We start from the raw sequence: 12,388 nt of genomic DNA on the forward strand, positions 1-12,388 counted from the left end.
AACGCGAAGGAATGGCGTATGGACACTCCCCGCGCGGCTGGAAATGCGATGTGATGAATTCATGACATTCAGTCGGGAAAGGTCGCCGCTGGAGTTCATGATCAGCGGAGGATTCGTGGTCAGCGTCGCCGCGTGCGCCGCCGTCGCGGCACTGCTCCCTCCGGGCACGCCACGTGTCGCCGCCATGGCGCTCGCGGTGGGAGCGTACGCGGCATGGTCGCGGAGCCTGCTCGCGGCGTCGGCCACGGCGCTCATGGGGTGGCTCTTCACGACCGGCTTCCTGGTGAACGGCCTGGGCGAGCTGAGCCTCGCCGCGCCGGACCTGCTCAGGCTCGGGATGTTCGGCGGCGTGGCGCTCGCCGGGTACGGCGTGGCGTTGGCCGGGTACGGCGTGGCCGCCGTGGCCGGGCTGGCACGCGGCGACGTCCGGGCGTCGCTGGGGCACGGGCTCGCCATCCGCGTCCGCGACTACCGCGCGGTTCCGCGAACCTGACCGATCGGCTGATCGGCCGGGCATCTGCGGCTCGACGTGACCGGTTGCGGCTGGTCGGCCGGGCGGGCACCGGCGGTTCGGCCTGATCAGCCGACGTGCATCTGCGGCTCGAGGTGATCAGCCGACGTGCACCTGCGGTCGCTTGGCCGGGTCGGGCTCGGCCTGGCGGAGCACCTCACGCGTCAGCGGCGGCACGTCACCGCCGCCGAACAGCAGGTAGCGCAGCATCGCCTTGACCGGATCGCCCTCCATCCAGTGGAAGTAGACGTGCGGCTTCTTGCCCGTGACGTCCCGCAGGTGGAGCAGGATCGCCGCGATCGTGTTGGGCACGTTGGAACCGCACACCCGCAGAACGCGGTAGCCGTGACGCTCCTCGCCGACCACCTTCAGGTCCGACGAGAACTCGGACGCGTCACCGACGGTCACCTCGAGGAAGAGCACCGGCTCATCCGGCGGGAGGTGGTGGTGCTCCCTGGCCTCCCGCTCCTTCTCGGCGTACTCCAGAGGGTCGCGCTCGTCGGGTTCGTTGGCGATCACGCGCAGCGGGCCGTCGATCTCCCGGACCAGGCGCAGCGCGGCGGGGTCGAACTCGATGTGGCCGACCCGCAGCTCGGTCGAGCGGGTGGCGCGGGAGACGATCGAGGTGACGACGATGGCCAGGACGAACAGCAGCGCGATCTTCAGGCCGTCGGGGCGTTCGACGATGTTGACCACGGTCGCGTAGCCGAGGACGAGGGCGATCACCCCGAACCTGTAGGCGGCCGCGCGCCTGCCCTGGCGGTAGCGGGAGATCGTGACGGCCACGGCCGCCGACAGGATCAGCGCCAGGACGCCCGTGGCGTACGCGCCGCCCTGGGACTCGACCTCGGCGTCGAACGCGATGGTGATCACGACGGCGATCGCGGTGAACACCAGCACCAGCGGCCTGATGGCGCGGGCCCAGTCCGGTGCCATGCCGTACCTGGGCAGGTAGCGGGGGACGATGTTGAGCAGGCCGGTCATGGCGGAGGCGCCCGCGAACCACAGGATGGCGATGGTGCTGAGGTCGTAGACCGTGCCGAACCAGTCGCCGAGGTACTCGTGGGCGAGGAAGGCCAGCGCCCGCCCGCTCGCCTTGCCGCCCTCCTCGAACTCCTCGTGCGGGATGAGGATGGCCGTGGCGAAGCTGCTGGCGATCAGGAATCCGCTCATGATCAGCGCGGCGGTGGTGAGCAGCCGGCGGGCGCCTCTGATGCGTTCCTCCAGGTCGCCCCGGATCTGCGGCATCACGGCGACGCCCGTCTCGAAGCCCGACAGGCCCAGGGCGAGCCTGGGCAGGACGAGGAGGGAGACGCCTATCATCGCGAGCGGGCCCGAGTAGCCCGTCGTCAGCGCCTCCTGCCAGCCGTCCACCAGGGCCGGGTGCTCGATCACCTGGAGCAGGCCCATGCCCACGACCACGAGGTTGAGCGACAGGTAGACGGCCACGAGGACCACCGCGAGGCCGATCGCCTCGCTGAAGCCGCGCAGGAAGATCGCGCCCAGCGCGAGGATCAGCAGGATCGTGACGAGGACCTCCTGGCCGTGCAGGGCGGCGGGGAAGAACGGGTTCTCCACGACGTGCGCGGTCGCGTCGGAGGCGGACAGCGTGATCGTGAAGATGAACGCCGTCGCCACGAAGCCCAGCAGGACCAGCACCAGGAGCTTGCCCCACCAGCTGGGCAGCAGGTTCTCCAGCATCGCGATCGAGCCGAGGCCTCTGGGGCTCTCCGCGGCCACCGCCCGGTAGGTGGGCAGCGCGCCGAACAGCGTCAGGAGCACCAGGAACGAGGTCGCGACGGGGGAGAGGGCTCCGGCCGCCAGGGCCGCGATGCCCGGCTGGTAGCCCAGCGTGGAGAAGTAGTCCACGCCGGTCAGGCACATCGTCTGCCACCACGGGTACTGCTTGTCGGGATGTTCCTCGTGCATCCCGGTCGAGTGGCGGTCCTCCGGTCTCAGGCCGTCCAGCAGCCAGGCCGTGACCGGGTTCCTACCGGCGGCGTGCGGTGTGGCGGGTGTGTCCTCGTCCAGCGATCCGTGGCGAACCATGTCCTCCGCCCTACCCGCTCAGAGTTGCGACGAGCATTCTAGACATCTAATATCCAGAAATATCGGCACCCCTTCTCCTGGGTTGTCGTGGAAGGTTATTCTGGATGTCTGATGTCTTGAATGAAGCGCCGAGCCGATCGGCGACCAGAGGATGGCTCGCCGTCGCCGCCGTGGCGTTGGGGATCTTCTCCCTGATGACCTCCGAGCTGCTGCCGGTCGGCCTGCTCACCCCCATCAGTGCCGACCTGCGCGTCTCCGACGGCGCTGCGGGCCTGATGGTGACCGTCCCCGGCCTGGTGGCCGCGATCGCCGCGCCGCTGCTCACCGTCGCGGCCGGGCGGATCGACCGACGCGCCATGCTGGTCACGCTCATCGGACTCATGGGCCTGGCCAACCTCGCCGGCGCCGTGGCACCGGACTTCGCCGTCGTGCTCGCCGCCCGGCTGGCCGTCGGCGTGAGCGTCGGCGGGTTCTGGGCCATCGCGGGCGGGCTCGCCCTCCGGCTGGTACCCGAGCGGCACGTCGCCCGCGCCACCGCGGTGATCTTCGGTGGGGTGTCCACCGCCTCCGTCGCCGGCGTCCCCGCGGGAACGCTCGCCGGGGAGCTCGGCGGCTGGCGCCTCGCCTTCGGCGCGGTGGGGATCCTGGGGCTGGTCGCGCTGGCGTGCCTGGTCCTGCTGGTGCCCGCGCTGCCCGCCACCCGGACGATCACCTTCGGCGAGCTGCCCCGGCTGCTGCGCGTGCGTGCCGTACGGGTCGGCGTGGCCCTGACACTCCTGCTGATCACCGGCCACTTCGCCGCCTACACCTTCGTCCGCCCGGTCCTGCAGGAGATCTCCGGGATCGACCCCGACCTCATCAGCCTGCTGCTTCTCGGCTACGGCGTGGCGGGCATCGCCGGCAACTTCCTCGCCGGCGCCAGGGCCGCCCGCCGTCCCCGGGGCACGCTCCTGGTGATCACGCTCGCGTTGACCGCCACCACGGCCCTGCTTGCCGCGTACGGCGGGACGCCCGCCGCCGGCATCGCCCTGCTGGTCGTCTGGGGCCTGGCCTACGGAGGCGTGTCGGTGAGCCTGCAGAGCTGGATGCTGAAGGCCGCGCCCCAGGCGACCGAGGCGGCCTCGTCGCTCCTCGTCGCCACCTTCAACCTGTCCATCGCCCTCGGCGCGCTGCTCGGCGGGCTGGCCGTCGACCGGCTCGGCACGGTCGCCGCCCTGTGGCTCGCCGCCGCCGTCCTGCTGTCCGCCTTCGCCGTCACCACCCGCGACAAGTAAAGGAACCCCGCATGTCCGTCACCATCGTCAATCCGGCCACCCTGCACGACCCGGTCTCCTTCGGCTACAGCCATGTCGCCCAGGTCACCGGCGAGCTGGTCATCATCGCCGGGCAGTACGCCTCCGACCACGAAGGACACGTCACCTCTCCCGACTTCGCCGAGCAGGTCGCGCAGTCGCTCGACAACCTGCGCGCGGCGCTGGCGGCGGCCGGACTGTCGGTCCAGGACGTGGCGCAGATCCGCACGTTCGTCGTGGACCACGACCTCGACAAGCTGGCCGTGATCGCCGGGGCGATCGGCGAGATCTGGGGCGACCGGCCGCCCGCCCAGACGCTGATCGGGGTGGCGGCGCTCGCGCTGCCCGGCATGCTCTTCGAGATCGACGCCGTCGCGGCCCGCCCCTGATGCCCCGCCCCTCACACCCGCGCCTCGGGCATCCGGAGAGGCCCGTGGTGTCCGGAGAGACGGAGGGAGGGCCGGTCCCCTGAGCGGGGACCGGCCCTCACAGGTCAGCCCGAGGTCACCCCAGGCCGTTCTTCATCGCGGTGATCAGCTCGCCGTTGGTGGTGTCACCGCTGAGCTCCCAGAAGAACGCGCCGCCCAGGCCCTGGTCCTTCGAGTAGCTCATCTTGCCGCCGATCGTGCTCGGCGTGTCGTAACTCCACCACTGGTTGCCGCAGTAGGCGTAGGCCGTGCCCGCGACCGTCCCGGTGGCGGGGCAGCGGGTCTTGAGGACCTTGTAGTCCTCGATGCCCTGCTCGTACGTGCCGGGCGCGGGGCCCGTCGCCGTGCCGCCGGGCGCGGCCTGGGTGACGCCGGTCCAGCCGCGGCCGTAGAAGCCGATGCCGAGCAGGAGCTTGCCGGCCGGGACGCCCTTGCTCTTCAGCTTCTGGATGGCGTTGTCGGAGTGGAAGCCCGCGATCGGGATGCCGTTGTAGCTGGTGAGCGGCGAGTGCGGGGCGGTCGGGCCCTGGGCCGCCCACGCGCCGAAGAAGTCGTAGGTCATGACGTTGTACCAGTCGACGTACTGCGCGGCGCCGCCGTAGTCGGCCGCATCGATCTTGCCGCCGCTGGTGCCGTCGGCGGTGATGGCCGCGGTGACCAGGTTGCCCGAGCCGAAGCGGGTGCGCAGGGCGGACATCAGGTTCCTGAACGCCGCGGGCCCGCTGGTGTCGCAGGTGAGGCCGCAGGCGTTCGGGTACTCCCAGTCGATGTCGATGCCGTCGAAGACGTCGGCCCAGCGCGGGTCCTCCACCAGGCGGTAGCAGGACTCGGCGAAGGCGGTGGGGTTCTGCGCGGCCTGGCCGAAGCCGCCGGACCAGGTCCAGCCGCCGAAGGAGAACAGCACCTTGAGGTTCGGGTACTTCTGCTTGAGCTTGCGCAGCTGGTTGAAGTTGCCGCGCAGGGCGCCGGCGTCCCACGTGTCGGCGACGCCGTCGACGCTCTCGCCCGCCTGGTAGAAGCGGTCGTAGTCGGCGTAGCTGTCGCCGATCGTGCACTGGCCGTTCTGGACGTTGCCGAAGGCGTAGTTGATGTGGGTCAGCTTCGCCGCCGAGCCGCTGGTGTCGATGTTCTTGACGTGGTAGGCGCGCTGGTAGACGCCCCACTGGACGAAGTAGCCGAGGACCTTGTTGCCGCCGCCTCCGCCGCCGCCTGTGGTGGTGGCGGTGACGGCGGTGCTGTGGGCGGACTGGTTGCCGGCGGCGTCGCGGGCGCGGACGGTGTAGGTGTAGGCGGTGTTGGCGGTCAGGCCGGTGTCGGTGTGGGTGGTGCTGGTGACGGTGGTGACGAGGGTGCCGCCGCGGTAGATCTCGTAGCCGGTGACGCCGACGTTGTCGGTGGAGGCGTTCCAGGCCAGGGAGACGCTGTTGGAGGTGACGCCGGTGGAGCGCACGTTGCCGGGGACGGACGGCGCGGTGGTGTCGCCTCCGCCGCCGCCTGTGGTGGTGGCGGTGACGGCGGTGCTGTGGGCGGACTGGTTGCCGGCGGCGTCGCGGGCGCGGACGGTGTAGGTGTAGGCGGTGTTGGCGGTCAGGCCGGTGTCGGTGTGGGTGGTGCTGGTGACGGTGGTGACGAGGGTGCCGCCGCGGTAGATCTCGTAGCCGGTGACGCCGACGTTGTCGGTGGAGGCGTTCCAGGCCAGGGAGACGCTGTTGGAGGTGACGCCGGTGGAGCGCACGTTGCCGGGGACGGATGGCGCGGTGGTGTCGCCTCCGCCGCCGCCCGCGACCTTCCACAGGGCGGGGACGTTGGGCGGCTCCCAGCCGGGCTGGGAGGTGTGGCTCTGCAGGCACTCGTACTCGACGCCGTTGTAGGTGACGCGGGTGCCGGCCGTGTAGGCGGTCCACGGTGCCCAGGCGGCGAAGGCGGCCGCCGAGCTGGTGGAGGTGGCGGCGCCGTACGCGCCGGCGGGGACGACGGCTGCCGCGGTGAGCGGCATGAGTAACGCCGCCGCGCCTGCGAGGACCTTGCTGAGGACGGTGTGTCTCATCGATGCTCCGACATCCTGTTGGGGGGTGAACGGGGTGTGGGATGGGAGGCCTGATCAGGAAACTATTAGTAAGGTTTCCTTTTAATTTTGAGATGACGTTAACCTCTACCTGCGGCAGCGTCAATACACTCGCGCACACTCGCCTGAGGAATAGGCCGGGCGCCCGCGGGGTTGGCGAAGGAATGAAGAGCCGATTGAAGGTCGAGCCGACGGCGAAGCGCGTGCGCACCTACCTCGGCGGACGCAAGATCGTCGACACGACGCGGGCGCTCCTGGTCTGGGAGAGCCCCCACTACCCGACCTACTACCTGCCCCTCGCCGACCTCGAGCGGGCGGAGCTCAAGCCGACCGGCGCCACCACCCACTCGCCCAGCCGCGGCGAGGGCGTCGTCCACACCGTCGTCGTGGACGGCAAGGAGGCGGCCGGCGCGGCCCTCACCCACCCCGACTCCCCGATCGAGGAGCTACGGGAGTACGTCCGGCTGGAGTGGTCGGCGATGGACGCCTGGTTCGAGGAGGACGAGGAGGTCTACGTCCACCCTCGCGACCCCTACACACGCGTCGACATCCTGCCCAGCTCCCGCCGGGTCAGGGTCGAGGTCGACGGCGTGACCGTGGCCGACTCGACGCGCCCGGTGATCCTGTTCGAGACGGGGCTGCCGCCGCGGTACTACCTGCCGAAGACGGACGTCCGCTTCGACCTGCTGGAGCCGACCGACACCGCCACCCAGTGCCCGTACAAGGGGACGGCGGAGTACTGGACGGTCAACGGCCGCAGGGATCTGGCCTGGTCGTACCGCACGCCGCTGCCCGAGAGCCAGCGGATCGGCGGGCTGATCGCCTTCTACAACGAGAAGGTGGACATCTACGTCGACGAGCAGCCGCAGGACCGCCCCAGGACCCCGTTCAGCTAGGTCGTTTCCGGCGGCCTGTCGGAGCCGGGCGGTAGGGTGGCGGCCCATGTTACGGCGATCATCAATCGTCCTCTGGGCGGTCGCCCTCGCGCTGGTCGTGGTGCTCTTCGCGGCCGCTTTCCTCGCGGAGTCCGGTCTCGTCATCGTCTCGGGGTGGGGGGTTGCGTGCCCGGGCTTCGATCTCTACGACGAGGTCGGCATGGTGCTCCAGCCGCTGGCCATGGTGCCGCAACCGGTGATCGTCCTCGTCGGGTTCGGTCTCTGGCTGCTTCTGGTGCGCACGGGGTCGCCGCGCTGGGGCCGCGCCGTGGGCTGGCTGACCGGGCTCGGGCTGACGTGGGGCTCCCTCATGACGCTCGGGTTCGCGGCGGTCGATCTGGCGGTAGAGGCGGAGTGCGCGCGGTCATGGGCGCCGTTCTTCGCCCTGGACGGGTTCGCCCTCTGGAACGCGTGCGACGTGCTCGCCGGCGTGCTGATCCTGGTCGCGGTGCGGGTGCCCGGCACGCGGCGGCGGGGCTGGATCTCCCGTACGGCGGCCGCCGCGGTGGCCGTCCTTCTCCTGCTGAGCCTGCAGACCGGTGACGCGGCCCTGGGGAAGGCGACGTGGCCCGGCGACGAGAGCTGCGATCGCTGGCACCTCGGCTACGGCAGCCGACCGGTCAGCAGGGCCGACAGGGAGCAGGCCTTCGTCTGCGTGGTCCGGCGGGAGACGTATGTCCTACCGCGGGCGCTCGGCGACCGGACCGACAGCGAACTGGTCGCCCTCGGCAGGAACCTGTGCCGGGCGAGCATGCGCGCCGACCCCGGCGAGATCGAGCGGCTCCGCGCCCGGACCGGCGTGGACGTCGCCGGCGTCGGCACCACGCAGGCGCTGGCGCTGCTCTGCCCCGAAGTGGACGCCAGGGAACAGGCCGAGCGGCAACGGCAGGACGCGGAGAACGACGCGTTCAACGCGACCGCCAAGGAACGCTGCGCGACCGGCCCGCCGCGCCGGCCGCGGATCAGGCCGGCGGTGCGCGGCACGGCGCCGGTGTGGTCGGACTTCGGCGCGGTGACCGCCGTCGAGAACGAGGACTGGAACGGCGCGTCGCTCGACAAGGCGTTCGGCAACGACCTCGTGGGAGCCGTCGACGGCGAGGTCTCCGTCCTCACCGCGGACGAGGCGATGCACGTCTGCGTCACGGTCGAGGGGTACGGCAGGCGTCCCCCGGTCGAGCGCGCCGGCTGGGAGAAGGTCGTCGAGATCGGCTACACCAGCCCCACGGGCGAGCTGTCCACCTGGGAGGACGAGACCTTCCCCGACCCGCTCGTGAAGGGGCCGGGCCGCTACCGGATCCGCGTGCACGTGCGCGGCAGCGCGGCCGCGCTGGAGGAGGACGGCGACGCTCGCCAGCGGTTCCTCGTCATGGTCTATCCGGGTGAGTCCCGCGGGACGGTGGTGCTGAAGAAGTAGTGGTCAGCCGTCGTCGAGGGTGAGCAGCCCGCGCTGGTAGGCGACCGCGACGGCCGCCGCGCGGTCGTTGACGCCGAGCTTGGTGTAGATGTGCAGCACGTGGGTCTTGACCGTGGCCTCGCTGATGAACAGGCGCGCCGCCGCCTCGCGGTTGGTGGTGCCCTGGGCGATCAGCCGCAGGACCTCCAGCTCCCTGGCGCTCAGCGGGTCGACGGGCGCGCGCACCCGGCCGAGCAGGCGGGTGGCGACCGACGGGGACAGGACGGCCTCGCCGCGGGCCGCCGCGTGGACGGCCCGCATGAGCTCGTCGCGCGGCGCGTCCTTGAGGAGGTAGCCGGTGGCTCCTGCCTCGATGGCGGGCAGCACGTCGCTGTCGGTGTCGTAGGTGGTGAGCACGAGGACGCGGGCCGTGCTGCCGATCTCGGCGAGCTTCTTGATGGCCGTCACGCCGTCCATCCTCGGCATCCGCAGGTCCATGAGGACGACGTCGGGGCGCAGCGCGCGGGCGAGCTCGACGGCCTGCGCGCCGTCGCCCGCCTCGCCGACCACCTCGAAGCGCGGGTCCGCGGTGAACATCCCGCGGATGCCGTCGCGGACGATGGGGTGGTCGTCGGCGATCAGCAGCCTGACGGGGGTCTCAGACATGCGGGGCCTCCCTCGTGACGGCGGGGACACTCGCGGAGATCGCGGTGCCGCCGCCGGGCTCCGACTCGATCTCCAGCGTGCCCGCCAGGCGGCTCACCCGCCGGCGCATGGACGTCAGGCCGAAACCGCCGCCGTCCGCGACGCGCTCGGGGTCGAAGCCCGCGCCGTCGTCGCGCACGTCCAGCGTGACCAGGTCCTCCATGTACGACAGGGTGATCCCGACGCGGGTGGCGCGTGCGTGCTTGGCCACGTTCGCGAGGGCTTCCTGGGCTGTCCGCAGCAGGGTCGTCTCCAGTTCGGGATGCAGGGGGCGGGCCGTACCGGTCGTGGTGACGTCGGCGCGCACGCCGTTGAACTCCGACCAGGCGCCGGCCACCTCGGCCAGCGCGTCGGGGAGCGGGGCCGACTCCAGCTGGCCGGGCCCGACGGCGTGGACGGACCGGCGCGCCTCGGCGAGGCTCTCGCGGGCCAGGCGGGTGGCGTTGTCGACGTGGCGCCGCCACTCGGCGTGGTCCTCGCCCGACTCCTTGGCGTGCGCCGCGGCCTGGAGCTGGGTGATGATGCCGGTCAGCCCCTGGGCGATGGTGTCGTGGATCTCGCCCGCCATGCGCTGCCGTTCGTCGAGCACGCCTGCCTCCCGCGCCTGGATCAGCAGCTGGGTGTGCAGCCCCGCGTTCTCCCGCATCGTCTCCTCGAGCTGGGCCACCATCCGCTTCCGTTCGGCGCTGCGCTCGGCCGTGACCTCGCCGACGAAGCTGAACAGGCTCACGACGGCCACGATCGCGGCGATGAAGAAGAGATGGGTCAGGACGGCGGACGGGGTGGGCGCGGGCAGCCCACCGGTGTAGGCGGTGATGCAGATCGCCGCGGTGGCGGTCACTCCCGCGAACCTCCACTTCCCCTGGAGGTAGTGCCAGGAGTGGAGGTAGCCGGTGAAGGCGAAGAAGCCGGCGAACCACACCCCGCGGGTGCTCAGCACCGCGATCAGGACCACCAGGCCGGTGAGGTAGACGGCCCCCGCGGTGCCGTTCGACCGCCACGAGTGGCGGCGGGCGGTCATCACCCAGATCCAGGAGGCGGCGAGGGCGGCCAGGCCGAGGGTGACCAGGCGGTGGTCCCACGCGGAGTCACCGGTGAGCCAGGCGAGCGTCGTGGAGATCACCAGGAGCAGGTAGGGCGTGGCGGACATGAAGCCGTCCAGGCGCCTCTCCCATCGGTCGAGGCGCTCACCCGCCACCGACATCGTGATCACTCCCAGCGGAAGAACCTGGCCGCGGCCAGGCTGACGATCACCGCGTACGCGGCCATGACGCCCAGTAGCAGGAGGCTCGGCGTACCGCCCGCCCAGACGTCCTGCAGCGCCTGCCTGAAGGCGCCCAGGGGAGTGTACGCGCCGACGCGGGCCAGGAAAACGGGCATCTGGCTCGTCGGCTGCATGAGTCCGGCGAGGTAGGCCATCGGGAAGTACAGCAGGACACCCACACCGTTGGCGGCGCGGCCGTTGGCGGCCACGGCCGCGATGAGCAGGCCGATCGCGAACATCGCGGCCGTGCCCAGCGCGAAGGCGGCGGCCAGCGACAGGACACGGTCGGGCAGGTCGGCGCCGAGGATCGTCCCCGCGACGGCGATCAGCAGGCCGCAGGTGGCCACCACGAGGACCAGCTGCAGGATCAGCTGGACCGCCAGCATGCTCCCCGGCCGGACCGGAGTGGTGGAGAGCCTGCGCAGGATGCCGCGCTCCCGGTAGGTGGCCAGGGTGGTGGGCAGCATGTACAGGCCCACGAGCCCCACGGCGATCGCCAGCGACATGGGCAGCAGCACGGTGTCGCCCGGCTTGATCGAGCTGCCGAAGATCACCAGGATGAAGAGGGGGATGAGGACGGTGAACATCGAGCCGGGCTCGCGGACGAGCAGCTTCAGCTCGACGGTGGTGAGCTTGGTGATCGCGGTCATGGCGGGTCTCCCTGGGGAACGGGTGGTCAGCGGTGGAAGGAGCGGCCGGTCAGGGCCACGAACGCGTCGTCGAGGGTGCGCTTGTCGATGCGCAGGTCGGCGACCAGGACGTGGTTGCGCGCCAGGGTGGCGGTGACGGCCGTGGCGAAGTCGCCCCGTCCGGTGACGACCACCTGACCGCCGTTCCTGGACACGCCCGAGACGCCGGGCAGGCCGCCCAGCAGGACCGCCGGGTCGGTGGCCTCGCCCGCCATGAGCGTGAAGCGCATCTGGTGCTCGGCGTCGGTCGCGTCGATCAGGCCGGCGGGGGTGTCGAGCGCGACGACGGAGCCGCGGTCGACGACCGCCACCCTGTCGCACAGCTCCTCCACCTCGTCCATGAAGTGGCTGACCAGCACCACGGTCACGCCCGACGCCCTGACCTGCTTGATCAGCTCCCAGGTGGCGCGGCGGGCCTGCGGGTCGAGCCCCGTGGTGAGCTCGTCGAGAAAGGCCACCCGGGGGTTGCCCACCAGCGCCAGCGCGATGAACAGCCGCTGCTTCTGGCCGCCCGACAGCTTCCCGAAGCGGGCGTCGCGCTTGTCGGCCAGGCCCCACTCCTCCAGCAGCCGCCGCCAGTCGCGGGGCTCGGCGTAGAAGGCGGCGTAGAGGTCGAGCGCCTCCCACACCTTGATGTTCTCCGGCAGCTGGGTGTGCTGCAGCTGGACGCCGATGCGCTCCCGCAGCCGGCGGCCGTCCTTGACCGGGTCGAGCCCGAGCACCCTGATCGACCCGCCGTCGGGCCGCCGCAGGCCCTCCACGCACTCCACCGTCGTGGTCTTGCCGGCTCCGTTGGGGCCGAGGATGCCGAAGATCTCGCCCTCCTCCACGGAGAACGACATCCTGTCCAGGACCGTCAGGTCCGCGTACTGCTTGGTCAGGTCGCTGACCTCGATGACTGCCATGCGAGAAGCATGATCCGCCGCGCCCGGCGGCGAATCGGCCGCGCGGCCACGATCACCGGCCGATCCTGCTGATCCGCGAATCCACCGAACGGTGGATGGCGGACCGGGCGACCGGCCCGGTAAACGGCCGCGGCCCCCTCCGGGCGGAGGGG

General features: G+C 71.3%; 11 protein-coding genes. 5 read left to right on the forward strand and 6 right to left on the reverse strand.

All coding sequences use genetic code 11. From position 1 onward, the window contains the following. Positions 1-61 precede the first annotated feature (61 nt). Positions 62-493 (forward strand): hypothetical protein, encoded by a 432-nt coding sequence (locus tag ABZX22_RS31125; protein ID WP_354915709.1) that lies wholly within the window; start codon positions 62-64, stop codon positions 491-493. Positions 494-610: 117 nt separating this feature from the next. Here ABZX22_RS31125 and ABZX22_RS31130 read toward each other — a convergent pair whose 3' ends face one another. Continuing rightward, complete coding sequence (locus ABZX22_RS31130; RefSeq protein ID WP_354915712.1) at positions 611-2,560, reverse strand: amino acid transporter; 1,950 nt, start codon at positions 2,558-2,560, stop codon at positions 611-613. A gap of 104 nt (positions 2,561-2,664) precedes the next feature. On the opposite strand from ABZX22_RS31130, the gene ABZX22_RS31135 reads away from it, so the two are divergent. Both ABZX22_RS31135 and ABZX22_RS31140 read left to right on the forward strand, forming a co-directional pair. After that, positions 2,665-3,834 (forward strand): MFS transporter, encoded by a 1,170-nt coding sequence (locus tag ABZX22_RS31135; RefSeq protein WP_354915715.1) that lies wholly within the window; start codon positions 2,665-2,667, stop codon positions 3,832-3,834. Positions 3,835-3,845: 11 nt separating this feature from the next. Then, on the forward strand, positions 3,846-4,241 hold the full coding sequence (locus ABZX22_RS31140) for a RidA family protein (protein ID WP_354915718.1): 396 nt from the start codon (positions 3,846-3,848) through the stop codon (positions 4,239-4,241). A gap of 115 nt (positions 4,242-4,356) precedes the next feature. Here the strand turns inward: ABZX22_RS31140 and ABZX22_RS31145 are convergent, their stop codons facing one another. Continuing rightward, entirely contained in the window at positions 4,357-6,327 is a 1,971-nt protein-coding gene (locus ABZX22_RS31145) for a glycosyl hydrolase family 18 protein (RefSeq protein ID WP_354915721.1), read from the reverse strand. Between the two features lie 182 nt (positions 6,328-6,509). Here ABZX22_RS31145 and ABZX22_RS31150 point away from each other — a divergent pair, with 182 nt between their 5' ends. Together ABZX22_RS31150 and ABZX22_RS31155 are read left to right on the forward strand one after the other, a co-directional pair. Continuing rightward, the gene (locus ABZX22_RS31150) at positions 6,510-7,241 is read left to right on the forward strand and encodes a DUF427 domain-containing protein (RefSeq protein WP_354915724.1); all 732 of its coding nucleotides are present in this window, start codon (positions 6,510-6,512) and stop codon (positions 7,239-7,241) included. Between the two features lie 46 nt (positions 7,242-7,287). After that, positions 7,288-8,694 carry a hypothetical protein gene (locus tag ABZX22_RS31155; RefSeq protein ID WP_354915727.1) on the forward strand — a complete coding sequence of 469 codons (1,407 nt, stop codon included), beginning with the start codon at positions 7,288-7,290 and terminating at the stop codon, positions 8,692-8,694. A 3-nt stretch (positions 8,695-8,697) separates the two neighbouring features. Here ABZX22_RS31155 and ABZX22_RS31160 read toward each other — a convergent pair whose 3' ends face one another. From ABZX22_RS31160 to ABZX22_RS31175, 4 genes are read right to left on the reverse strand one after another with little or no spacing between them, the layout of a single operon-like run. Beyond that, complete coding sequence (locus tag ABZX22_RS31160; RefSeq protein WP_354915730.1) at positions 8,698-9,339, reverse strand: response regulator transcription factor; 642 nt, start codon at positions 9,337-9,339, stop codon at positions 8,698-8,700. Beyond that, positions 9,332-10,582, reverse strand: coding sequence for a sensor histidine kinase (locus ABZX22_RS31165; protein ID WP_354915733.1), 1,251 nt, complete (start codon positions 10,580-10,582; stop codon positions 9,332-9,334). The genes ABZX22_RS31160 and ABZX22_RS31165 overlap by 8 nt, the downstream gene beginning before the upstream one ends. A 5-nt stretch (positions 10,583-10,587) precedes the next feature. Further along, positions 10,588-11,292 carry an ABC transporter permease gene (locus ABZX22_RS31170; RefSeq protein ID WP_354915736.1) on the reverse strand — a complete coding sequence of 235 codons (705 nt, stop codon included), beginning with the start codon at positions 11,290-11,292 and terminating at the stop codon, positions 10,588-10,590. A gap of 26 nt (positions 11,293-11,318) precedes the next feature. Then, a complete protein-coding gene (locus tag ABZX22_RS31175; protein WP_354915739.1) occupies positions 11,319-12,236 on the reverse strand; it encodes an ABC transporter ATP-binding protein in 918 nt (305 codons plus the stop codon). Positions 12,237-12,388 lie beyond the last annotated feature (152 nt).

Origin of the sequence: Nonomuraea sp. NPDC003804 (assembly GCF_040610675.1) — a bacterium.
Taxonomy (GTDB): Bacteria; Actinomycetota; Actinomycetes; order Streptosporangiales; family Streptosporangiaceae; genus Nonomuraea.